The organism is Humibacter ginsengisoli, assembly GCF_054780095.1.
This window is the reverse complement of record NZ_BAAGWZ010000002.1, coordinates 262783-286544: the sequence shown is the minus strand read 5'-3', so window position 1 is coordinate 286544 and position 23762 is coordinate 262783. Positions and strand designations below refer to the sequence as shown.

At 69.4% G+C, this 23762-nt stretch carries 21 protein-coding genes; 11 read left to right on the top strand and 10 right to left on the bottom strand.

The annotated features are described in order from the left end of the window. Positions 1-219: 219 nt before the first annotated feature. Positions 220-1122, bottom strand: a complete 903-nt coding sequence (locus ACYVI5_RS03695) for an RDD family protein (protein WP_460579032.1) — start codon at positions 1120-1122, stop codon at positions 220-222. Positions 1123-1131: 9 nt separating this feature from the next. Here ACYVI5_RS03695 and ACYVI5_RS03690 point away from each other — a divergent pair, with 9 nt between their 5' ends. Then, on the top strand, positions 1132-2127 hold the full coding sequence (locus tag ACYVI5_RS03690) for a stage II sporulation protein M (protein ID WP_460579031.1): 996 nt from the start codon (positions 1132-1134) through the stop codon (positions 2125-2127). Positions 2128-2235: 108 nt separating this feature from the next. Here ACYVI5_RS03690 and ACYVI5_RS03685 read toward each other — a convergent pair whose 3' ends face one another. From ACYVI5_RS03685 to ACYVI5_RS03660, 6 genes are all read right to left on the bottom strand, one after another. Continuing rightward, positions 2236-3015, bottom strand: coding sequence for an MIP/aquaporin family protein (locus ACYVI5_RS03685; RefSeq protein WP_460579030.1), 780 nt, complete (start codon positions 3013-3015; stop codon positions 2236-2238). A gap of 142 nt (positions 3016-3157) precedes the next feature. Next, complete coding sequence (locus ACYVI5_RS03680) at positions 3158-4486, bottom strand: DUF58 domain-containing protein (RefSeq protein WP_460579029.1); 1329 nt, start codon at positions 4484-4486, stop codon at positions 3158-3160. Positions 4487-4496: 10 nt separating this feature from the next. Further along, positions 4497-5486, bottom strand: coding sequence for an AAA family ATPase (locus ACYVI5_RS03675; protein WP_460579028.1), 990 nt, complete (start codon positions 5484-5486; stop codon positions 4497-4499). 94 nt (positions 5487-5580) lie between these two features. Continuing rightward, positions 5581-6750, bottom strand: a complete 1170-nt coding sequence (locus ACYVI5_RS03670) for a DUF4350 domain-containing protein (RefSeq protein WP_460579027.1) — start codon at positions 6748-6750, stop codon at positions 5581-5583. Then, positions 6747-7463, bottom strand: coding sequence for a DUF4129 domain-containing protein (locus tag ACYVI5_RS03665; protein WP_460579026.1), 717 nt, complete (start codon positions 7461-7463; stop codon positions 6747-6749). The genes ACYVI5_RS03670 and ACYVI5_RS03665 overlap by 4 nt, the downstream gene beginning before the upstream one ends. Continuing rightward, the gene (locus ACYVI5_RS03660) at positions 7460-8785 is read right to left on the bottom strand and encodes a hypothetical protein (protein WP_460579025.1); all 1326 of its coding nucleotides are present in this window, start codon (positions 8783-8785) and stop codon (positions 7460-7462) included. The genes ACYVI5_RS03665 and ACYVI5_RS03660 overlap by 4 nt, the downstream gene beginning before the upstream one ends. Positions 8786-8974: 189 nt before the next feature. On the opposite strand from ACYVI5_RS03660, the gene mtrA reads away from it, so the two are divergent. The 6 genes from mtrA (at position 8975) to secA (ending at position 17908) form a co-directional block, all read left to right on the top strand. After that, entirely contained in the window at positions 8975-9658 is a 684-nt protein-coding gene (gene mtrA / locus ACYVI5_RS03655; protein ID WP_460531060.1) for an MtrAB system response regulator MtrA, read from the top strand. 10 nt (positions 9659-9668) lie between these two features. Next, positions 9669-11465, top strand: coding sequence for an MtrAB system histidine kinase MtrB (gene mtrB / locus ACYVI5_RS03650; RefSeq protein ID WP_460531063.1), 1797 nt, complete (start codon positions 9669-9671; stop codon positions 11463-11465). Continuing rightward, the gene (locus tag ACYVI5_RS03645) at positions 11462-13207 is read left to right on the top strand and encodes a GerMN domain-containing protein (RefSeq protein ID WP_460531066.1); all 1746 of its coding nucleotides are present in this window, start codon (positions 11462-11464) and stop codon (positions 13205-13207) included. The genes mtrB and ACYVI5_RS03645 overlap by 4 nt, the downstream gene beginning before the upstream one ends. A 136-nt stretch (positions 13208-13343) precedes the next feature. Next, a complete protein-coding gene (locus ACYVI5_RS03640) occupies positions 13344-14024 on the top strand; it encodes a ComF family protein (protein WP_460579024.1) in 681 nt (226 codons plus the stop codon). Positions 14025-14169: 145 nt separating this feature from the next. Continuing rightward, a complete protein-coding gene (hpf, locus tag ACYVI5_RS03635) occupies positions 14170-14871 on the top strand; it encodes a ribosome hibernation-promoting factor, HPF/YfiA family (RefSeq protein WP_440293991.1) in 702 nt (233 codons plus the stop codon). 223 nt (positions 14872-15094) lie between these two features. Next, positions 15095-17908, top strand: coding sequence for a preprotein translocase subunit SecA (gene secA / locus ACYVI5_RS03630; RefSeq protein WP_460579023.1), 2814 nt, complete (start codon positions 15095-15097; stop codon positions 17906-17908). 13 nt (positions 17909-17921) lie between these two features. On the opposite strand, the gene ACYVI5_RS03625 is transcribed toward secA, so the two are convergent. Continuing rightward, positions 17922-18410 (bottom strand): Rv3235 family protein, encoded by a 489-nt coding sequence (locus ACYVI5_RS03625; protein ID WP_460531077.1) that lies wholly within the window; start codon positions 18408-18410, stop codon positions 17922-17924. Between the two features lie 194 nt (positions 18411-18604). Between ACYVI5_RS03625 and ACYVI5_RS03620 the strand changes: the two genes are divergently transcribed. Continuing rightward, a complete protein-coding gene (locus ACYVI5_RS03620) occupies positions 18605-19243 on the top strand; it encodes a hypothetical protein (RefSeq protein WP_460579022.1) in 639 nt (212 codons plus the stop codon). A 21-nt stretch (positions 19244-19264) separates the two neighbouring features. Here the strand turns inward: ACYVI5_RS03620 and ACYVI5_RS03615 are convergent, their stop codons facing one another. Continuing rightward, entirely contained in the window at positions 19265-19552 is a 288-nt protein-coding gene (locus ACYVI5_RS03615) for a helix-turn-helix domain-containing protein (RefSeq protein WP_460531142.1), read from the bottom strand. A 219-nt stretch (positions 19553-19771) separates the two neighbouring features. Between ACYVI5_RS03615 and ACYVI5_RS03610 the strand changes: the two genes are divergently transcribed. The 3 genes from ACYVI5_RS03610 (at position 19772) to ACYVI5_RS03600 (ending at position 23327) form a co-directional block, all read left to right on the top strand. Then, on the top strand, positions 19772-20482 hold the full coding sequence (locus ACYVI5_RS03610; RefSeq protein ID WP_460579021.1) for a hypothetical protein: 711 nt from the start codon (positions 19772-19774) through the stop codon (positions 20480-20482). Then, positions 20479-21723 carry an AAA family ATPase gene (locus ACYVI5_RS03605; RefSeq protein WP_460579020.1) on the top strand — a complete coding sequence of 415 codons (1245 nt, stop codon included), beginning with the start codon at positions 20479-20481 and terminating at the stop codon, positions 21721-21723. The genes ACYVI5_RS03610 and ACYVI5_RS03605 overlap by 4 nt, the downstream gene beginning before the upstream one ends. A 113-nt stretch (positions 21724-21836) precedes the next feature. After that, complete coding sequence (locus tag ACYVI5_RS03600; protein WP_460531150.1) at positions 21837-23327, top strand: sensor histidine kinase; 1491 nt, start codon at positions 21837-21839, stop codon at positions 23325-23327. A gap of 60 nt (positions 23328-23387) precedes the next feature. Here the strand turns inward: ACYVI5_RS03600 and ACYVI5_RS03595 are convergent, their stop codons facing one another. Then, positions 23388-23636: a WhiB family transcriptional regulator gene (locus tag ACYVI5_RS03595; protein WP_146322482.1), complete on the bottom strand. Its 249-nt coding sequence runs from the start codon at positions 23634-23636 to the stop codon at positions 23388-23390. Positions 23637-23762: the final 126 nt, after the last annotated feature.

Here is a 23762-nt window from a genome sequence, read left to right as displayed (position 1 = left end):
TAACTCAGGAGATGGCGAGCGGTCCAGCCCCGCGGGCCCTCTCGCGTGTCCGGCGTCCGGCGTAAGTTCCTGTCCGCGGTTGCCGTTACCGCCCGCGGAAACGACAACCGCGGACAGGAAAGCGTGGACCCCGGGAAACCTCCTGTCCGAATGTGTCGCTATCCCTGAGCGTGAGCGACCACTTCGGACGGGAATTCCTGTTCGTGCTCGGGAGAAGGCTCAGTCGCGGCGGTGGAAGCCCGGCGGCAGCGCGGTGAGAGCCGGCTCGACGCGCTCGAGCCGGGCACGCTCGCCCATCAGTGCGGCGTACTCGCGGTCGCGGCGGAGCGCGGCGATCGCGACGAGAAACGACTCCGCATCGGTGTTCGGAAGGGGGGAGACGAAGGGGGATGCCTCGCGGGCGAGATCCGTGGCGACGCGGGCGCGGGCATCCGGTGTCAGGGTCGCGGCGTGCCGGAGGAACTCCGCGATGCGCCGGGCGAGCCGGGGTGGCAGGGCCGCGACATCCGCAACCGTCGCCCAGCCCGCCAGGTACGCGGGCAGCGGGAGCGGCGGGGGAGGAGGCGCTGGCATCCGTTGCAGCTGCGAGTACGTTCCGGCGAGGAGGTCGCCGATGCGCTTCGAGCGCGGGCTGAGCAGGCCTGCCACGGCGGCGACGCCGCCGAACGTGAGGTAGATCTCGATGGATCCGGCGAGCGAACGTACGAACGCGTGACGCAGCTGTTCGGCTGCACCGTCGTCGCGCACGATGCGGGCGCCGATCGCCAGCTTGCCCAGGCTGCGCCCGTGGCTGAGCGTCTCGACGGTCGTGGGCACGATCACGAACATGACGGCGACGATGACGACCTGGATGGCGGCCGTCGCCGCCGCATCGAGCACCTTGCCGGCCGCGGCGAGCGCCCAGAACAGCAAGAGCACGACGGCGTACGTGGCGAGCACGTCGATGATGACGCCCGCCGCACGCAGCACGAAGCTGGCCGAGCGGGCATCCACCCCCACGGCCTCGCCGATGAGCTGCCGGTCGTCGTCGCCGTACTGCGTCAACACCGTGTCGGCGTAGCGAATCGGTGCCGGATCGGCGGCTCGCGCAGTGCCCGCCGCCTTGCCCGTCATGGCTACCATCTAAACAGCATGGATGCCGACGCGTACGCCACAGCCCACAGCGCCGAATGGGATCGGCTCGGTGCGCTCGCGCGACGGCGGCGGCTGGACGGCGAGACATCCGATGAGCTGATCGCCGCGTACCAGGTGGCGACCACGCAGCTGTCGGCGCTGAGCTCGGCGGATGGCGACAGCGCCTACACCGACCGGCTCGCCACCGTGATCGCACGGGCGCGGCTGCGGTTCACCGGCGCGCGTTCCGGTGCGGCCGGTGCGATCGCCCGGTTCTTCGTGATCTCGCTGCCCGCGGCCCTGTACCGGGTGCGCTGGGCGACGCTGTGCGTCGCGCTCGGAACGGTGCTGGTGGCGGCGCTGGCCGCGTGGTGGCTCGTCGGCGACCCTCGGGCGCTGGCCTCGGTGGGCAGCACGATGGACCTGAAGCAGTACCTGAATCACGACTTCATCGACTACTACTCGCGCAACCCCGCCGCGTCGTTCGCCGGTCAGGTCTGGACGAACAACGCGTGGCTGGCGGCGCAGAGCATCGCCACGGGCATCCTCGGCGTGTACGTGCCGTACATCCTGCTGCAGAACGCGGTGAACCTCGGGGTCGCGGCCGGCATCTTCGTGCACTACGACCGCACAGACGTGCTGTTCTCGTACATCCTGCCGCACGGGATGCTCGAGCTCACGTCTCTCTTCGTCGCCGCGGCCGCCGGGTTACGCATCTTCTGGGCGTGGATCGCACCAGGCGCCCGCACCCGCGGCCAGGCGCTCGCGCAGGAGGGCCGGGCGCTGTTCGCGATCGCCGTCGGCACCGCGATCAGCCTGTTCTGCTCCGGCCTCATCGAGGGTTTCGTGACGCCGTCCGCGCTCCCCGTGTGGGCGAAGATCACGATCGGAGCGCTGGCGCTGGCGGCCTTCCTCGCCTACATGCTCGTGCTCGGGCGCCGTGCGGTTCTGGCCGGGGAGACCGGCGACCTCGACGATGCGGATGCCGCAACCCGTCGCCTCGTCGCCGGGTGAAACTCGTGAGCACCTGTCCATCGAGAGACTGCACGCCCGCCCCGAAACAGCGGGTGATTCCCACAGTCTCGGAGCGGGCGTGCAGTCTGGATGCGCAGGCGGTGCCGGTCAGCGCTTCAGGATGCCGTCGAACAGCGGCCGGAATGTGAAGCCGGCGATCAGCGCGCCGATGATGGGCGCGACGATCGTGACCCAGACCTGGGCGATGGCATCTGGACCGCCGTAGATGGCAGTCGCCAGAGCACGAGCCGGGTTGAACGAGCCGTTGGACACCGGGATGGCGATCAGCGCAACCAGCGTCAGCGTGAGACCGATGGCCAGCGGAGCGAAGCCCGCGGCCGCCCGCACATGGGTCACCCCGAGGATGATGTACAGGAAGAACGCGGTCGTCACGATCTCGATGATGAACACCGACCAGAAGCCGTATCCGCCGGGCGAGAGCACGCCGTAACCGGTGGACGCGCTCTTGAACTGCATCGTGAGGAAGTCGCCCTTCGCATCCTTCGCCCCGGTGAGGATCCAGAGGATGATGCTGGACGCCACGATTCCGCCGACGAGCTGGGCGATGATGTAGCCGATCACGTCCTGCCACGGGAACCGGCGGCCTGCCGCCAATCCCAGGGTCACGGCGGGATTGAAGTGGCCGCCGGAGATCGGTCCGAACGAGTAGGCGCCGACCACGACGGAGAGGCCGAGCGCGATCGCGACACCGAGGAATCCGACGTTCAGCCCGCCCTTGCCTGCGCTGAAGCCGGCCGCGAAGATCGCCGTGCCGACGACGGAGAACACCAGGAGGAACGTCCCGAACGCTTCGGCCGCGAGGCGAGCGCCGAGAGACGGAGAGACGGAGGCCTCCGGTGAGGCCGCCGCAGGAGTTGACTCAGACATCTTCTCTTTCCTTTGCGGTTCGAAACGGCCCGGGCAGACTCCACACGAGGACATGCGTCCCGGCGCCTATCAGCGACGCTAAGGGATTTCCCAGGTTCGCTGCGGCCGATTTCACCGCATGTCGCGACACGTCGTATGACCGTTACAGACGTCCGGATGCCTTCAGCTGCAGATACCGGTCGGCCAGCGCCGGCGGCAGTTCGGCGGGCGGTGCGCTGACGACATCCGCTCCGCTGAGGCGCACCGCCTCTGCCACGCGCGCCGCGTCGAGCAGGGCGCGCTCAGCAGCGGCAGCACCGTAGAACGACTCGACGTCGGCGTGTTCGGCGGCGAGCTCGGCCACCCGGGGATCGCGCACGGATGCCACGACCACGGTGTGGGTGGCAGTGAGCTGCGGGAGTGCGGCGAGGAGGCCGGTGGAGGAGCCGGGAGCCGAGGCATCCGTGAGCAGTACGACGAGCGCGTGCCGGTGCGTGACGGCCCGCACCTGCGCAGGAGCGGCAGACCAATCGGTCTCGATCAGCTCAGGTTGCACGTCGGCCAGCGCCGTCACGAGCCGGGAGAGCAGCGCGGGTCCCTTGGCCCCCGTCACGCGGGCCCGTACGCGCCGGTCGAAGGCGATCACGTCGATGCGATCACCGCCACGATCGGCGAGAGCGGCGAGCAGCAGAGCGGACTCGAAGGCCGTGTCGAGGCGGGGTTCGTCGGCGATGCGCGCGGCCGAGGCCCTGCCGGTGTCGATCACGATCACGACGCGGCGGTCGCGCTCCGGGCGCCAGGTGCGCACCATGATGCCGGAGCCCGCACGGGCGGTGGTCGACGTGCGGGCCGTGGCACGCCAGTCGATCGACCGCACATCGTCGCCAGCGACGTACTCGCGAAGGGAGTCGAACTCGGTGCCCTCACCCCGAACCATGACCGGCGTCGACCCCTCGAGCTCACGCAGCCGGGCGATGCGCGACGCGAGGTGCTTGCGCGAATGGAACGGCGGCAGCACCCTCAGCTCCGCCGCGGACGCGAGGGTCGCCTGTCGCGACCACAGTCCGAGCGGCCCGGCGGAGCGGACCGCGACGAACGCTGCGCGTCGCGTGCCGCGGCGGCGGGGTGTCAGGGCGAGGGTGAGCATGCGTCGTTCGCCGGGCGGGATGTCCAGCGGCACCCGTGACGGAGACGCTCCGGCCGAGGGCTCCCAGCCGTCCCGAAGCCTGCCGCGCAGACGCCGAGAGCCGAGATTGGTAACAAGGATCGCGCACGACGTGGTTTCGCTCAGGCGCACGTTGGCGGGCAGCACCCTGGCCAAGAGCACGCGTCGGGGAGAGGATGCCGCCAGCAGGTCGATGGTGCCCAGCACGCAGCAGAAGATGAGCCAGCAGGCGAGCGCGAGGTACGCCCCCGGTGCGGTCGCACCGAGCAGCACAACGGGAACCAGCCCCACGGCGAGGAGGGCGGCGAAGCGCCCGCTGACGGCCATCCGATTCGTCCTACAGCGGAACCTGCACCTGCTGCAGCACAGAGCGCAGGATGCCGTCGGTCGTCACGCCCTCCAGCTCGGCCTCCGGCTGCAGCTGCATGCGGTGCCGCCAAGCGGCCGGGGCCATCGCCTGCACGTGGTCGGGCGTGACGCCGGCGTACCCGCCCAGCCATGCGTATGCCTTGGCGGCCGCCAGCAGTGCCGTCGCACCGCGCGGGCTCACGCCGAGCCGCACCGACGGGCTCTGCCTGGTGGCCCTTGCCAGGTCGACGATGTAGGCCAGCACGTCGGCGCCCGCGGCCACGCGGCGCACGTCGGCGCGGGCGTGAAGCACCCCGGCGGCGTCGATGACGGAACGGATGCCTGCAGCATCCAGCGCCCGCGGATCGAAGCCGGCCGAGTGCCGCCGCAGCACCTCGAACTCGGCATTGCGATCGGGCAGATCGAGCACGAGCTTGAGCAGGAACCGGTCGAGCTGGGCCTCGGGGAGCGTGTACGTGCCCTCGTACTCGATCGGGTTCTGCGTCGCGGCGACGAGGAACGGCTCCGGAAGGGGCATGGTCTCGCCGTCGGCACTGACCTGGCGCTCCTCCATCGCCTCCAGCAGGGCCGCTTGCGTCTTCGGCGGCGTGCGGTTGATCTCGTCGGCCAGCAGGATGTTCGTGAACACCGGTCCGTGCCGGAAGACGAACGCGGCCGACCTGGCGTCGTACACCACGGATCCGGTCACGTCGCCCGGCATCAGATCCGGCGTGAACTGCACCCGCTTCATCCCGAGCGACAGCGAAGCGGCGAGCGATCGCACCAGCAGGGTCTTCGCGACTCCCGGCACGCCCTCCAGCAGCACGTGACCGCCGGTGAGCAGCGCCACCAGCAGGCCGGTGACCGCCTCGTCCTGCGCGACGACCGCCTTGGCCACCTCGGACCGCACCGCAGCGAATGCGGCTCGTGCGTCGTCCCGGTTCGAGACGTCGGGGCTGGCGGTGGTGGGGTCGGTCATCGGCATCTCTCTCGCGCGGGTGGGGCGTTTCCGTTGCGAGCCTAGCCGGGGACGTCAGAACGGGGAGGGCATGAGACGGCGGCCCGACGTTCGGTCAGGTAGCGCGGGCGGCGGCGCGCGCCGCCGCCTCCAGGTCGGCGAGGCGGGCCGCGTAGTGAAGGGCTTCGGCATCCGTCTGCGGGCGGCCGTCGAGCAGCACCTCGCGCACGCGTTCGGCCGGCCACCCGGTGAGTGCGGCAGCGGATGCCGCGACGTGCTCGGCGTGCGCGTTCCGCGGCAGTCCGCACACCGACGCGATACGGCGAAGAGCCCCGACGCGCAGCGAATCGAGCGCATGCGTTCGCGCGGCTGCCGTGCGATACAGCCGCGCCCGCCCCTCCATGGTCTCGCCGGCACGCACCACGACGGGCAGATTCTCCACGACCAGCGGCCCGAAGCGCCGTCCGCGCCAGATCGCGGCGGCGACGGTCACCGCGATGAGTAGCACGATCGCCGGAGTCAGCCACCCGGGCGTCAGCTCGGCGAGTGTCGGTGCGCCGGTGGCGCGGGCATCCGCTTCGGACGGCAGGTACCAGAGAAGCGTTCGATGCTGACCGAGGAGCCCGATGGCGAGTGCCGCATTGCCGGCGCGCGCGATGCCCTCGTTGTCGAACAGCCCGGCGCCGACGGCGGTCACCGTGGCGCCACCCGTGCGGGTCTGCGCGACGGCATACGCGCGGCCGCCGACCGGGAAGCATCCGGTCGCAGCGCCGGTCACCCGGAACGCCGTGCGCACGCCCGAGACGGTTGAGGCGTTCTGCGCGGCCACGACCGAGCATCGGGGCGAGTCGGAGCTGGATGCCTGGTCGCCCGCAGGCGTCACGCCCGGCGCTATCGTCGTCAGCTGGTCGTATCCGGGGTCGATGGCGACCACCTCCGAACCGAGGCGGAGCACCGTTCGCAGCTGCGAGGCATCCAGGATGTCATTCGGATCCGAGAGCAGCACCGTGGTGTCGTCCCGGGCGGATGCCGCCTGACGCGCCGCGTCGAGCGAGCCGGCCGGGCGCACGTCGACGCCGTGCTGCGCGAGCACGCGGGCGAGCGCCTGGCCGCCCTGCTGCGCCGGATTCGACGCGCTCATCGGGTCGGTCGACGTCGACGCCAACGAGAGCTGCACGGCCGCCGCGATGCCGGAACCGACGACGAGGATGAGAACGAGCACGATCCAGCCGCGCGCCCGTTTCAGGGTCTGCCGCGGCGTGCGCGAGAGCGCGGTGGCCGTCATCGTCCAGCCCCCGGCGAGCCGGCCGACACGTCCGCGCCGATGAGTGCTGTCTGCTGTGGTGTGGTCTTGGCGAGGTCGTGATCCAGCGCGACGAGCATCGTGTAGTCGTCTGCGTTCGCCGGGCGTCCCATATAGCGCACGCCGTCGAAGAGCACGGCGGCGCGATGCAACCGGTCGGCGAATGACGGCAGCGCCAGCGAGGCCTCTATCGCGAGCTCCTGTGCGGTGGTTCCCGGCAGAAGCAGCACGATGGTGCGCTCGCCCAGCGAGCGCGCAACGGCACGGAACAGGTCGCGCACCGCCTCCTCATACCGGCTCGCGCTCGCCGCGTCGGCGGCATCCCTGCGCAGGTCGGCGATGCTGCGGCCGTCGTCCTCGTCGAACACGACGGATGCCGGCTGCTGCCTTCGCAACCGCGGCAGGCCGAACACGACGAACGCGCCGACCAGTAGTGCGGCGATGACGGCGATGCCGATGCCGGCGAGAATCCAGCCCGCGTTGCCGGTGACGTTGGACCCGAGCGAGTTGAACCACTCCGCGATCTGCTGCGCCAGCCGGTCGAACCAGGTCGGCTTCGCCGCCTGATACTCCGGCTTCGCCAGCTCGTGCCGCAGCCACTGCTGAGCCGTGGGCCCGTCAGGGTTCAGTGGCGGGGCATCCGCGAGTCGCACCAGCACTGCGGCCGGCACGAGCTGCACGATCGCGCCGATCACGGGCGTGCGGCAGCCCAGGCGGGCGTCGCGAACGGGTCACGGGGATCCTGGATGCCTGCGGCGCGCTCGTCCACCACCCGGCGCAGGTCGGCGTCGAGGCCCTCGCGGCGCATCCGCAGGTCGACGTACACGGTCGTCGCGGTCGCGGCCTCCACCACGGCGGTGACCGAGCCGATGAGGGTGCCGACGATGAGCGAGATCACGTAGTAGACAACGGTGACGGCGATCGCGTTGCCGGTCTGGATCGACCCGGTCGGGCTGATCACCGAGATCACGATGTAGTAGATGGTCTGCAGCGGGATCGTGACGACCGAGCTGGCGACCGAGCACACGACGGCGACCAGGGCGAGCGTGCCGAACGTGCGCCAGAACGACCGCTCCGTGAGGCGCCAGGAGCGCGCGACCGCGGCGAACACTGTCGCCTTCTCGATCACGATGACGCTCGGGGTCAGCGCCGTCTTCGTTCCGATCCAGATCCAGAGCGCGGCGAGTCCGCACAAGGCGAAAACGACGAAGAGCACGGTCGCGAGCCAGCCGCCCGCTGCCGCAGAGGCGACGGCCGCCGCAGCGACGAGCGCGAAGGATGCCGTCACGCCTGCAGCCAGCAGCACCGTCCAGCCGATCAGCCGCCACCGGTGACCCCGGGTGGCGCGCCACAGTGCGCGTAGGGTAAGCCTCTCGCCGAGCGCCCCCCGCGACACCTCGGAGGCCACGAGGCCCTGCACGAGCGCCGTGCCGATGAGCGAGATCACCACGGAGACCAGCAGAGCCGCGATCAGCAGGGCGATGCTTCCCGCGGTGACCAGCTGCACGTCGGAGCGAGAGCTCTGATCGGTCGTCGCGATGCGCAGAACGGCGAAGACCGCCGTGAGGCCCACCACGAGCACCGTCGCGAACGTGGAGATGAGTTGCACGATGAGCGCCCCGCCCACCGTGGCGCGCGGGTTGTGCCGCAGCACCCGGAACGGTGTGCCGAAAAGCGTTCCGAACGGAAGCGGCCGCAGCGGGAAAAGGCCGGGTCTGGGCGGCGGTGTCCAGCCGGCGGCGCCTGGCTGCTGCCACGCAGGCTGCTGCTGGCCGGCTGATTCGGTCTGCTGCCAGGCGGGTTGCCACGCGGGCCGTTGCCAACCCTGCTGGTCCCACTGGGGCTGCTGCCAGCTTTGCCGCCCATCGGGCTGCTGCCCGTTTTGCTGCCCGTACACCGGGGGAGCCGTCGGCGGCGCCCACGACGCAGGCGCCGTCCACGCTGGTCGCGATTCGCCCTCGGCCCCCGGGCGCTGACCATCCGGATCGGGTGCACCCGGATCGTGGGAGTCGCTCACCGCTGATTACCTGCCGCCGAAGTCGATGCTGGAGTCCACTCATCCTGGCACAACGCCCGAACAGGGGGCGACGGAACGGCGTGGAGCTCCGGGGAACCCCTGCACCGTGTCGACTACTCTTGTGCCATGGTCTCGCCCGCGTGGTCGCCTTCCGCGGGCACAGAAGAGGAATCAGGACCCCTGACTGGCATGAACGCGAAAATCCTGGTGGTCGACGACGACACCGCCTTGGCCGAGATGATCGGCATCGTGTTGCGCACCGAGGGCTTCGAGCCGAGCTTCTGCGCCGACGGCGCCATCGCGATCGACAGCTTCCACGCGACCAAACCCGATCTCATCCTGCTCGATCTGATGCTGCCGGGAATGGACGGCATCGAAGTGTGCTCGCGCATCCGGTCCGAGTCAGGCGTGCCGATCATCATGCTGACCGCCAAGTCCGACACTGCTGACGTGGTCAAGGGCCTGGAGTCCGGCGCCGACGACTACATGGTCAAGCCGTTCAACCCCAAAGAGCTGGTGGCGCGCATCCGCACCCGGCTGCGTCCCTACGTCTCCGCTCCCGCGGACGACACCCTGCGCGTCGGCGATCTCGAAATCGACGTGGCCGCGCACGAGGTGCGCAGGGGAGAGGCGCGCATCAACCTCACGCCGCTGGAGTTCGATCTGCTGATCGCACTCGCCTCCAAGCCGCAGCAGGTGTTCACCCGCGAGATGCTGCTCGAGCAGGTCTGGGGCTACCACTACAAAGCCGACACCAGGCTGGTGAACGTGCACGTGCAGCGGCTGCGGGCGAAGGTGGAGGAAGACCCCGACAACCCGAAGATCGTCATGACCGTGCGCGGTGTCGGCTACCGCGCCGGCGCCACCCCCTGACGGTCGCCCCATGCTCTTCGGCGTCGACTGGCGACGGTGGCGGGAGTGGCCCGCCCGCTTCGCGCATGTGTGGCGCACGTCGCTGCAGTTCCGCACCGTGCTGCTGACCGTGGCTCTTACGGGGGCCGCGGTGCTCGTCGCCGGCTTTCTCGTCTCGTTCATCGTCGGCAACGGCCTGTATCAGTCCAGGCTCGACCAGGCGTACCACGACTCCGCTCGGGCCACGACCGAGGCGCAGAAGAAGCTCGATGCATCCGACGCCACCGATCCCGAAGCGATCGACAACCTGTTCCTCCAGGTGTTCGGCGACATCAAGAACTCGACGACGAGCGGTCTCGTGGCATCCTTCCGCGTCCCCGGCCAGGGGATCGACGCTGCGGCCCCCGTCGGCGTCTCGACGTTCGGCTCAGGTCGTGACGTGATCACCAAGGATCTGAGCAAGGCGGTGCAGTCGGCCCCGCACTCGGTGTTCGCGCAGTCGGTCGCCCTGCCGTCGTCCGACGGCTCGACGCATCCGGGAATCGTGGTCGGATCGCAACTGCAGCTGCCCTCCGCCGGCCGCTACGAGCTGTACATCGGCTACGACCTGTCGGACTCCGAGCAGACCCTCCTGTTCGTCCAGCACACTCTGCTCATCGTCGGGCTCGTGCTGCTGCTGCTCATCGCCGGCATCACCTACCTGGTGGTCCGGCTCATCGTCACCCCGATCCGCGTCGCCGCGCAGACCAGTCAGCGGCTCGCGGACGGCGACCTCGAGGTGCGTATGCCGATCGCGAACGAAGACGCGTTCGCGACGCTCGCGCGCTCGTTCAACGGCATGGCGGATGCCCTGCAACGGCAGATCACGCAGCTCGCGACGCTCTCGCAACTGCAGCAGCGTTTCGTCAGCGACGTCTCGCACGAACTGCGTACGCCGCTGACCACGATCCGCCTGGCCGGTGACGTGATCTACGACCAGCGCGAGGACTTCCCACCGGCCACGGCCCGCACGGCGGAACTGCTGCACGCGCAGGTCGAGCGGTTCGACCGGCTGCTCTCCGACCTGCTGGAGATCAGCAGGTACGACGCGGGATCGGTGGTGCTCGAGCTCGAGCCCACCAACCTCGTGCGGCTGGCCGAAGAAGCCGTCGACGACATGCGGCCGCTGGCGGTGACGAACGGTTCCGAGGTGCGCCTGGAGGCGCCCGGCGGCTACTTCGAGGTGGAGATGGACCCGAGGCGTGTTCGCCGCGTGCTGCGCAACCTGCTCGGCAACGCCATCGAGCACGGCGAGGGCAAGTCCATCGTCGTGACGGTGGACAGCAATCAGTCCGCGGTGGCGCTCTCGGTTCGCGACTACGGGCTCGGCATGACCGAGCGTGAGGTCGCGCACGTGTTCGACCGGTTCTGGCGCGCCGACCCGTCGCGCAAGCGCACCATCGGCGGAACGGGGCTGGGGCTTGCGATCTCGCTCGAAGATGCGGCGAAGCACGACGGGTGGCTGGATGTCTGGTCCAGCCCGCACGAGGGATCGAACTTCCGCCTCACCCTGCCTCGTGTACCCGGGGAACCGATCGCGTCCTCTCCGATCCCGCTGGCACCGTCGGATGCCCCGCGCGACGCGGAGGACCGTCCGATCGGCCATGAGCTGATCGGTGCCCAGCACGACGGCGACGACAACGGGAACGGAACCTCGGGAGGCAACGGCCGGGCATCCGGCCGCGAACGCCGGAACGCCTGGTGGCGCGGCGACAGTCGCAAGCAGGACGCGCACGCCAACGGACGTGACGGGCGAGGAAACGGACGCGAGGGGACGGTGAAGGCATGAGGGGCGACGGCACGACGAGGGCGGCGAACGGAACGGGACGCAGGCGCGGGCTGCGGGCATCCGTCGTCGCCATGGCCGTTCTTGCGCTCATCGCCGGATGCGCGCAGATACCGCGCACCAGTGCCGTCAAAGAGGTCGGTCCGATCAGCGCCCAGAACGACGGACTCGGTCAGGTGGACTTCCTGCCCAGCGGGCCAGCGCCAGGGGCGACACAGGACGAGATCCTGAAGGGCTTCATCCAGGCGCAGGTGTCACCGCAGAGCGACTACCAGGTGGCGCGCGACTTCCTCGCGACGAGCTTCCGCAGCAAGTGGAACCCCGACGCATCGGTCACGGTCGATACCGGCTCCGACCGCGACTACGAACCCGCCGGCGGCAACCAGATCATGCTCACGCTCACGCCGGTTGCGTTCGTCGACGCCGACGGCACCTACAGCAGGGCCGAGTCGTCCACGGGCATCCAGCAGCAGTACACGTTCGTCAAGAACGACGGGCAGTGGCGCATCGCCAAGGCACCGAACGGTGTCATCATCGACAGCTCCCGGTTCCCGAGCGTCTTCGCGCCGCATCCGCTCTATTTCTTCAGCCCCGATCTCGCCTATCTGGTGCCCGACGAGCGCTGGTTCCCGAACTCACCTGCCTCGCTGCAGACGCGCGTGGTCAAGGAGCTGGTGCAGGGCCCGGCGAGCTGGCTGTCCGGCGCCTACGTCAGTGCGTTCCCGCAGGGATCGCAGCTCACCTCCGACTCGGTCACGGTCAACGGCGGCGAGGCCGATGTCGACCTGAACAGCACGGCCGGAGCGGTGGATGCCACCACCCTCGCGCGCATGCAGCTGCAGCTCTCGGAATCGCTGGCCTCGGTCGCCGGCATCAATAACGTGCGCATCTCGATCGAGGGCGTGCAGCGCCCGGTGTCGAACGCGCTCTCACCGCAACCCGTTCAGAATCCGGTGGTGGATTCCAACGCACTCGTACTGCGTGGCGGCAAGTTCGGGCTGCTCTCCGGGGCAACCGTGACGGAGATCCCCGATGTCTCGACCAAGGTCGAACAGCTCGCACCACGTGCCGCGACGCTCTCCGCCGACCACCGAACGGCCGTGGTGCTGGGCCAGAACGCCAGCTGGGTGGTGCGGGCCGACACGGATGATCCGGTACAACTCGACACCAGGCCCGGCCTCGTGGCTCCCACGCTCGATCCGCAGGGCTACGCATGGAGCGCCACGAGCGGGGCGCCGTCCGAGTTCGTGGTGCTGGGAGCCTCGGGTACGCCGGTGACGCTCACGGCGACCTGGCCGGATGCCCGCTCGCTCGTGGCGATCGCGATGTCGCGCGATGGCACGCGGCTCGCGGCGCTCGTGCGCACCGACTCCGGAACCGACATCATGGTGGCCGGGGTGGTGCGCAGCTCCAGCGGCCGGCCTGAGAGCGTGGCCACCCCGATCGACCTGGGATCGGTAGCCGGCGGCTCCGCGACCTCCCTCAGCTGGTTGGACGACCTCACCCTCGGCGCCCTGGCCACCGGATCAGGCGGGGAGAGCTCGATCGATGTGCAGACCGTCGGTGGCGACTCGCAGCCCGCCCCCGGTCCCAGCAACGGCGTCAGCCTGGGCCCGGTCGGTTCCACGCCGTACTACTGGGTGCTCACCTCTGACGGCTCGCTGCAATGGCCGCGCGGAACCGGCTGGCAGCAGCGCGCGGACGGCGTGCAGTTCATCGGGCAGCAGCTCGGCAAGCCGCAGTGACGCTGGGCGACGGCCGGCTGCGGTTCCTCGCCGTTCGTCCGACCGCTCTCCGTCCCCAGCCTCGACACCGGATCGGCTTTCCGCCGAGGCGGCTGCGCACCAGCGTGACGCACGCCTCGGCGGCCACTCTGGACCCATGCCGATGCAGACGGGAATCAGGCTGAGGTCCGCGCTGCTCGACGCGCTCGCGGTCGTCGCGCCCACGACGTGCGCGGGCTGCGGCGAGCACGACCGCTCGCTCTGCGACGCATGCGCCGGGGCCTTGCGCCCAGTCGCCCGCGAGGTCGACCTCGACGGCCTGCGCGTCGTCTACTCGCACGACTACGACGGCATCGTGCGTTCAGTGCTCGCCGCCTACAAGGACGGTGGCCGAACGGATGCCGGCGCGCACCTGGCGCCGTCTCTCGCGTCGGCGGTCGCGCACGCTCTCGGTTCGACTCCTTCCACGGGCTCCGTGCATCTCGTGACCGTTCCGTCGTCTCGCGCCGCGTTCCGTGCCCGCGGCTACACTCCGGTCGGACTGCTTCTGCAGCACGCCGGGCTGCGGGCCGAGCCCGCGCTGAGGGCGAGGCGCCAGGCCGCGGACCAGTCGGGACTGACGGCGGCGTCGCGTCGTCAGAACCGCTCGGGGTGGCTGGAGCCGCGCGGCTGGATCGCGGGACGCCGTGTGCTGCTCGTGGACGACATCCTCACCACGGGAGCCACCCTCCTGGAGGCGAGGCGGGCACTGGAATCCGCGGGCGCGCACGTCATCGGGGCCGCCGTGCTGGCCAGAACACCGCGTCGTCACCCTGGCTCGATCAATGGACGGAGGTGATCGTCGTCACAATCCGCGCGCTTGCTGGACACCCATGAAGTCGCCCGTGACATCCATCCAGGCCCGGTCTACGGTAGGGGGAAAGGTGTCGGTCCAGCCGCCCCTTCCGTACGGGCGACGGCCGCACTGGAAGCAGGAGGTCGCCATGGAAATCAACATCTTCGGACTCGGCGTAGGCATCACCGATCGCTTCCGCGAATATGCGACGGAGAAGGCCGCGAAGGTCGGCTCGCTCGCCGAGCGAGCTCTCTCGCTGGAGATCAAGGTCTCCCGCCACAACGAGAAGTCCGGAGGTCAGAACGGCGACGACCGAGTCGAACTGACGCTCGTCGGCCCGGGACCCGTCGTTCGCGCCGAGGCCACAGCCGCCGACAAGTACGCGGCGTTCGACCTGGCGATCGGGCGGCTGCTGGAGCGTGTGAGACGCGCAAAGGACCGCCGCAAGATCCATCGGGGCCTGCACAGACCGCCATCGGTGCGGGAGGCGTCCACGGTGGGCCTCGGCCGGGTGGATGTCACGCCCGCCCCGGTCACGGTGCTCGAGCAGGTGCGCACCGGCGCCGTTCCCGTGGTGGAGGAGGCAGCAGCGGCGGAGGAAGCCGATGAGTACTGCCCCGTGGTCATCCGCAAGAAGGTGTTCGCCTCCGTTCCCATGTCGGTCGACGACGCGCTCTACTACATGGAGCTGGTCGGCCACGATTTCTACCTCTTCATCGAAGAGGAGTCCGGGCGCCCCTCCGTGGTGTACCGCCGCAAGGGCTGGGACTACGGCGTCATCGCGCTCGATGAGAACGCCGACGAGTTGCAGGAGGTGGCCACCGCCTCGCGCAAGCTCGGCCGCGTCTGATCGATTCAGGCGAGGGAGGGCGCGCGCCGACGCACGCGCCCTCCCTCGCGCTCACGCGTGGACGGGTTGCGGCGAACCTCCAGCGACCGCCCAGAGGTCATCCGGCATCGCCAGGTCACAGCCCGGTAACATGAATGGCGTTGCCGTCCGGCGGGCCGGCACCGTCAACCCGGGACGACGGATGCCTCAAGGCATCTCCCGCGAAAACACTTGGAGTGCATCAGTGGCCTCAGTTCTCGAAAAGGTGCTGCGTGTCGGCGAGGGTCGCACGCTCAAGCGGCTCGAGGCATACGCCCGAGCCGTGAACGCGCTCGAGGAAGACTTCCAAGCCCTCACCGACGAGGAACTGCGCAACGAGACCGCGGAGCTGCGTGAGCGTTACGGCAACGGCGAGTCGCTCGATGACCTGCTGCCCGAGGCGTTCGCTGCGGTGCGCGAGGCGGCTGTGCGAACGCTCGGCATGCGGCACTTCGACGTGCAGATCATGGGCGGCGCGGCGCTTCATCTCGGCAACATCGCCGAGATGAAGACCGGTGAAGGAAAGACGCTGGTCGCCACGACGGCGGCCTACCTCAACGCCATCGCCAGCCGTGGTGTGCACATCGTCACCACCAACGACTACCTGGCCAGCTATCAGGGCGAGCTGATGGGCCGTGTGTTCCGCGCCCTCGGCATGACCACCGGCGTGATCTTGGCCGGGCAGACGCCGGACGAGCGCCGCGAGCAGTACCTGGCAGACATCACGTACGGCACGAACAACGAGTTCGGATTCGACTATCTGCGCGACAACATGGCGTGGCAGGCATCCGACATGGTGCAGCGGGGCCACTTCTTCGCGATCGTCGACGAGGTGGACTCCATCCTCATCGACGAGGCCCGCACCCCGCTGATCATCTCCGGTCCGTCCAGCGGCGAGGCGAACCGGTGGTTCAACGAGTTCGCCAGGCTTGCGACACGGTTGCAGCCGGACGTGGACTACGAGGTCGACGAGAAGAAGCGCACCGTCGGCGTGCTCGAACCGGGCATCGAGAAGGTCGAGGACTATCTCGGCATCGACAACCTCTACGAGTCGGCCAACACGCCGCTCATCTCGTTCCTCAACAACGCGATCAAGGCGAACGCGCTGTTCAAGCGCGACAAGGACTACGTCGTGATGAACGACGAGGTTCTGATCGTCGATGAGCACACCGGCCGCATCCTGGTGGGCCGGCGCTACAACGAGGGCATCCACCAGGCCATCGAGGCCAAGGAGGGCGTACCGGTCAAAGCCGAGAATCAGACGCTTGCCACGGTGACACTGCAGAACTACTTCCGCCTCTACAAGAAGCTGTCCGGCATGACCGGTACCGCCGAGACCGAGGCGGCCGAGTTCATGTCGACGTACAAGATCGGCGTCGTGGTCATCCCGACGAACAAGCCGATGATCCGCAAGGACATGCCCGACCTCGTCTACAAGAACGAGGAGGCCAAGTTCCTGCAGGTCGCCGAAGACATCCTGGAGCGCAACAAGAAGGGCCAGCCGGTTCTCGTAGGCACGACCAGCGTCGAGAAGAGCGAGTACCTTTCGCGCCTTCTGGCGAAGAAGGGCGTACGCCACGAGGTGCTGAACGCGAAGAACCACGCGCGTGAGGCTGCCATCGTTGCGCAGGCCGGAAGGCTCGGCGCCGTCACTGTTGCCACGAACATGGCCGGCCGTGGAACAGACATCATGCTCGGCGGCAACGCCGAGTTCATCGCCGTGGCCGAGATGAACGCGCGCGGCCTCAACCCGGTCGAGACTCCCGAGGAGTACGAGGCGGAGTGGGACGCCGTCTTCGACCGCGTCAAGGCGACGGTGGCCGAAGAGGCGGAGAAGGTCATCGAGGTCGGCGGTCTCTACGTGCTCGGCACCGAGCGACACGAGTCCCGGCGCATCGACAACCAGCTGCGCGGACGTTCCGGGCGCCAGGGCGACCCGGGCGAGAGCCGCTTCTACCTCTCGCTCACCGACGACCTGATGCGGCTGTTCAACGCGGGTGCCGCCGAAAGCCTGATGGGGCGCAGCAACGTGCCGGACGACCTGGCGATCGAGTCCAAGGTCGTGAGCCGTGCCATCCGTTCCGCCCAGGCACAGGTGGAGGCGCGCAACGCCGAGATCCGCAAGAACGTGCTCAAGTACGACGACGTGCTCAACCGGCAGCGCGAGGCGATCTACAACGACCGGCGGCACATCCTCGAGGGCGACGATCTGCACGAGCGGGTGCAGCAGTTCCTCGAAGACGTGATCACCGAGGTCATCGACCAGCACACCGCAGAGGCCAGTGCCGACGACTGGGACTTCGACGCGCTGTGGGCCGACCTCAAGGTGCTCTACCCGGTGGGGATCTCCATCGACGAGGTCATCGCCGAGGTGGGGAACAAGGGCAGGGTCAATCGCGAATACATGAAGCGCGAGGTGCTCTCGGATGCCCGGCTCGCCTACCAGCGCCGTGAGGAGCAGCTCGGTTCCCCGGCCATGCGCGAGCTCGAGCGCCGGGTCGTGCTCTCGGTGATCGACCGTCGCTGGCGCGACCACCTCTATGAGATGGACTACCTGAAGGACGGCATCGGCCTGCGCGCGATGGCGCAGCGCGACCCGCTCGTGGAGTACCAGCGCGAGGGCTTCGCGATGTACCAGCAGATGATGGGCGCGATCCGCGAGGAGTCGGTCGGGTTCCTGTTCAATCTCGAGGTCGAGGTCACGCAGGCTGCAGGCGAGATCACAGAGGTGGAGGCGAAGGGCCTCGCACCCGCCGCGGACGAGCAGCAGCGCCTCAGCTACTCTGCTCCGAGCGACGACGGCAGCGTGGAGGTTCGCAACCAGCGTGGACAGGTGGAGCGTGCCGCAACTGAGCGTGCTGAGCGCGCGCGCCGCCGCCAGATCGCCGCGCAGGAGGAGGCCGTGGCCGAGCAACAGCAGCAGAGCGCCTCGCGAGGCGCGTTCGGCCAGCGTGCGGAGACGGACCAGGAGCCGATGAACCGCGCGGAGCGTCGCGCGCAGGAGCGCCGCCGCCGCTGACCGTGTAAGCGCGTCAGAGCACGCTGATGGCGGAGGCGCGCCAGCGCCGGTCCAGCCCCTCGAGGCGGATGGCCACGGCCCGCACCCTGACCGGATTGCGCACGACGACCGTGGCCTCGACCACACCGTCGCGCGGTTCGCTGATGTGCGTGCTGAGCACGCTGAGCGCGGGCCGCACCGCCTTCAGGCCCTTCACCCGCCGGGCGCGCTCGGCCAGCACCGTGCGGTGCAACAGCGTTGCATAGACCTCGTCGGTGACCCAGCGGTTCAGCTGTTCCAGTTCGCGTGCGCCGGCCAGCACCTCGAGGATGCATCGCGCGAGGTTCGTCAGCAGCGGCTCGGGATCGGGCAACTCGGCTCGGCGCGACGGCTGCGCCATGAAGAAGTCGTCGCCGAGGCCGTGACTGAGCGGCACCCGGCTGTGCGACGTCGTGCCTCCCGACGCCTGCCGCACATCCCCTGGGTCGTCGTGCGACGGAAGCGGCAGCGTTGCCTGGCTCATCGGTACTCCCTGCGGTCGGGTGCCTTGGCGGTCGCGAAGGCAGGCGTACACGGCGCTTCGGATGCGCCACCACCCCGCCTTCGGGGGTGTTTGGCATGTCACTCAACCAGCGGCCAGACAATTCGGTCCACGGCGTTGGTGCCCTGTTGATAATCCCTTCGCGTATGCGCCTCGCCGCACTACGTTGGCTTCTCATGCGCTGGGACAACCTGTTCGACGACCTGGAGAGCCAGCTCGAACACGAACTCGGCGTTGAAGACCTCGAGCTGCGGGTCGAAGAGGAACGGCTGAGGCTCGGGCGGCTGTCGCTGCGCAACCGGATGCGCGCGGCATCCGGCATCGATGAGGGACGACACGCACCGCTGAGCCTCTGGCTGGCCGACGGAAGCACCGTCCGCCTGCTCCCGGTGACGTTCGGCCGGGACTGGGTCTCCGGCGACCTTGTGGCGGACGAACGAAACGGGACCGGCGTGCGCGCGGCATCCACTCGGGCGCTCGTGCCGCTGGAGGCCATCGCCTCCGTGGGGCTCGACGACGGTCAGGTCGCCGACAGTCTGCACGCTGAACCGGACCCGGATGCCTCGCGCACGCCGGATGCCGCCCCTCGCCTGATCGACAGGCTCGGCCTCGCCTTCCCGTTGCGCGACCTCGCCAGGCGACGCAGCCCGCTCACGGTCACCACGCGGTCGGGGGTGTTGCACGGGACGATCGACCGGGTGGCGAGGGATCACTTCGATCTGGCGCTGCACGATCCCGGCTCGCCGCGGCGCCCCAGCAACGTGCGCGGCACGCGCATCGTCCCGATGGCCTCGCTGATCCTGCTACGGGTCTGACGCGCACCAGCCGGGGCGATGTCAGTCCCGGTCGGGCCAGATGACGCGTCCGCCGGAGAGTTCAGGAATCGACGCCAGATCGGACTGCTCCCACGCCGCACGCCGCCGCGTCTCCTCATACATCGCTGCGATGTATTCCTCGAGCTGCACGCGCTCGATACGCCACGCCCCAGGACGGCCGACGCGGATGGCAGGCAGTTCGCCGGTCTCGATGAGGCCGACGACGTCGCCTGGCGCCACCTTGAGCAGTTCGGCGGCGTCGCCGACCGTCAGGAAGCGCGTCACATCATCCGATCGGTCGGCGGTCATGCCTTCGATTATGGCGGGACCGGCTTTCCCGCCCCGACCGTGTGGATAACTTTCCTACGACTTGTCCAGGATCGGCACGATGGACTCACGCGCTGCCGCAGAAACCCGGTTCCGACGACTGTGAAGACGTTCAGGAGACCCGTGCTCGGCAGGTGGGAAACGTGGTGGACGCAGCCGCCGGAAGGCGCGGATGAACGGAAACAGGAAGCGGGGAGACGCATGGTCGCGGGAGCGGACGGCAAGGCGAGGAGGTTCTGGGTCGATCCGAGGTTCGCGGTGGGCATCCTGCTCATCGTCGCGTCAGTGGTGGGTGTCTGCGTTCTGCTCAGCGCGCAGAACCGTAGCGTGCAGGTGTACGTCGCCCGCACCACGCTCGTGGCCGGCGACCGGGTGGCACCGGGAGACGTGGAGCTCGTGAGCGTGCGGGTGCCGCAATCCGATCGCTACCTCGCCGCGGGCGGGCTGCAGCGCGACGAGGTGGTGGTGCGCTCGGTGCCCAAGGGCGAGCTCGTGCCGGCGTCGGCGCTCAGCGGCGCGTCGGACGTCTCGCTGACCAGTGTGGTGGTGAAGGCATCCGGCCCGGTGGCAGCCTCCGTCACGGCCGGCACGACGGCGGATGTCTGGGCCGCTCACCCTGCGAACGACAAGAACTACAAGCCACCGGCCGTGCTCGTCTCCGGCGCCGTCGTCGTCTCGATCCTGCACGACGAGGCCCTCGTCGCCGACCGCGGTTCCGTCTCGGTCGAGTTGCGTGTGCCTTCTGGACGGGTGGCGTCGGTTCTGCAGGCGATCGCCGACGGGCAGGTGATCTCGGTGGTGCCCGCGAGCCCCGAGGCCGCTTCGCGCACGGCGCCGGAGAAGTCCAGCACGCCACCGGCCGGCACCGGAGACGCGGCCGACCCTGCCGCTCCTGCGCGAGGTGACGGATGACCGCCATCGCGCTCTGCCTCGACCGCCGTACTCAAGAGCGCGTCAGCGCCGAGGCGTCGGCATCCGGGCACCTCGTCACCGTGCGCACCACAGCGGGCAGGGAACTCCTCGCGGCCCTTGCCACGCGCGAGGTCGACGTCGCTGTCGTCGGCGCCGGACGCGGGCGCCTCTCGGCCGAGGTCGTCGCTGCATGCGATCGCGCGGGCATTCGGCTCGTCGTCCTGGCAGCGGGGGAGTCCGAACGAAGGCACGCCCTGGCGCTCGGCGTGTACGACTCCCTGGATGCCGCGGCCGACTGGACCGAGCTCGAGCCGAACCTGCGGGGCGTGCGGGTCCCTTCCCGAGCGGGCGGGCCTCTTGGCGGAGAGGATGCCTCGCGCGTGATCGCCGTGTGGGGGCCGGCGGGTGCACCAGGGCGCACATCAGTCGCCGTCACGATCGCCGCCGAGCTCGCGGCGCTCGGCCACAGCGTGGCACTCGCGGACGTGGATCCGTACGGCGGGGCGACGGCACCGGCGCTCGGCCTGCTCGACGAAGCGCCCGGTTTCGCCGCTGCCTGTCGTCTCGCGGCATCCGACTCACTCACTCACGACGAGCTGGTGCGCGTCGCTCAGCGATACGCGAGCCCGCGTGGCGCCTTCTGGGTGCTGACCGGCATCGGCCGGGCCACGCGCTGGCCGGAGCTCACGTCGGAACGCGTGCAAAGGGTGCTCGCCCAGTGCCGCACCTGGGTGGACTACACGGTGGTCGACGTGGGGTTCAACCTCGAGACCGACGAGGAGATCACGAGCGACATGTTCGCGCCGAGGCGAAACGCGGCGACGCTGGCCGCCTTGCAGGGGGCCGACGACGTCATCGCGGTGGGCCTGGCCGACCCGGTGGGGCTCTCCCGGTTTCTGCGCTCGTTCGGAGACCTGGTCGAAGCGGCACCGGAGACCCCGTCGCACGTGCTCGTCAATCGGGTGCGGGCATCCGCGGTCGGGGCGAATCCGTTCGCCCAGGTCGCCTCGACGCTGCTGCGTTTCGGCGGACTGGAGCCCGCCGCTCTGATCCCGGACGACCCGGCCGGCTTCGACCTCGCCCTGCTCACCGGGCGCACGCTGCGGGATGCCTCACCCAAGTCGCCCGCGCGAGCCGCCGTGCGCAGATTCGTCGAGCGCGAGCTGGCGCCAGAGCCCGAGCCGCAGCACGGGCGCAGAAGGCACGCGGCGCGGCCGCGACCTGTAAGCGAGCCGGCGTGAATCGGTACGGGTATTCACGCCCATCTCGCGGCGTTGCCGCTCACGGGCTCAGCCGGGCCGGCAGCCGGATCGAGCACCGGCTGCCGACCCTCGGTCGCCCATAGACTTAGGCGATGTCCACGCTCAGTGATCTCGTCGTCGCGCACGGCCGTTCGACCCCAGAAGACATCGAATGGCTGCACCTGCTCGTCGGCGATTGCCAGTTGCTGGCTGACCTCGCGTTCGCGGACATCGTGCTCTGGGTGCCCACAGACGACGGATTCATCGCTGTGGCACATTCGCGCCCGTCCAGCGCGGCCACGCTCTTCTATCGGGACTTCGTCGGCCAGCCCATCCGTGCGGAGTGGCGCGGCTTGGCGACCGAGGCCTTCGAGACAGGCGCGATCGTAGACTCGCACGCTCCGGACTGGTACGAGGAGATGCCGACTCGTGTGCGAGCCGTTCCGGTGTTCCGCAGGGTGTCGGCATCCAGTGCGCAAGTTGTGCCCGCCCCGATCGCCGTCATGACGAGACACTCCAACCTCAGCGAGGCGCGCACGCCCAGCCGCCAGGAGCTCACGTTCAACGCCTGTGCGAACGACCTGTTCGGCATGATCGCCACGGGCGACTTCCCCGACCTCGGCGCGCCGGCCGGGCCGCGCAGGGGCGCGCCACGGGCATCCGACGGGCTGATCCGCCTCGACGTGGACGGGGTGACGACGTTCGCCAGCCCGAACGCGCTCTCCGCCTTCAACCGCATGGGCTTCACCGAGGAGCTCGAGGGGGAGTCCCTGGCGGAGGTCACCACGCGCCTTCTCACGGGCAACTCCGTCGTCGACGAGTCGTTGCCGCTCGTGGTGACCGGGCGTGCGCCGTGGCGCACCGACATCGAGGCGCGCGGGGTGACGGTGTCGCTGCGCACCATCCCGATCCGCACCCACGGCGAGCGCACCGGTGCGATCGTGCTGTGCCGCGATGTGACCGAGATGCGGCATCAGGAGCAGGAGCTCATCACCAAGGATGCGACGATCCGCGAGATCCATCACCGCGTGAAGAACAACCTGCAGACGGTGGCGTCGCTGCTGCGCATCCAGGCCAGGCGAACACACTCTGAAGAGGCGCGGGATGCCCTCGGGCAGGCCATGCGTCGTGTCTCGGCCATCGCCGTCGTGCACGACACGCTCTCCGAGGGCCTCGCCCAGATCGTGGACTTCGACGACGTCTTCGACCGGGTGCTGCTGCTTGTTGCCGAGGTGGCGAGCACGCACAACACGACGGTGCACCCCAAGTCATCGGGCAGCTTCGGGGAACTGCCCAGCGAATACGCCACCCCGCTGGCGCTGGCGCTCACGGAACTGGTGACGAACGCCGTCGAGCACGGGCTCGCCGGCCGTTCCGGCGAGGTGGAGATCATCGCGCACCGTTCGCCGGAGACGCTCACGGTGAAGGTCAAAGACAACGGCTCCGGCCTGCCGGAGGGCAAGGTCGGCGACGGGCTCGGCACGCAGATCGTGCGCACGCTTATTCAGGGCGAACTGAGCGGAACGATCGACTGGCACACCATGGTCGGCACGGGCACCGAGGTGACGATCGAGGTGCCGCTGCGCTACCTGCGCAAGGCCTGACGAACGCGCCGACAGCCTCGGTCAGGAGGCGCGACGCGTTCGTTCGGTCGCGACCGAAAGTCAGGAGGCGCGACGCGCTCGCGCGGCGCGTCGTTTAAGCGCGCGGCGCTCGTCTTCGGAGAGACCGCCCCACACGCCCGAGTCCTGGCCGGTCTCGAGGGCGTACTGCAGGCAGGTCTCGGTCACGGTGCACCGGGCACAAACGGCCTTCGCCTTTTCGATCTGCTCGACAGCCGGTCCCGTGTTGCCCACCGGGAAGAAGAGTTCCGGGTCGGCTGTCAGGCAGGCGGCTTTGTCGCGCCAATCCATGGGGGTGCTCCTTAAATAGCGTGCGTCGTGTGACGCCCGGGCACGACCGAATGGTCGTGAATTCGGGTAAACGACGAGTCAGGGTGATGATCGTGGGCGGATCCGGTACCGACGGGCGCGGTACCT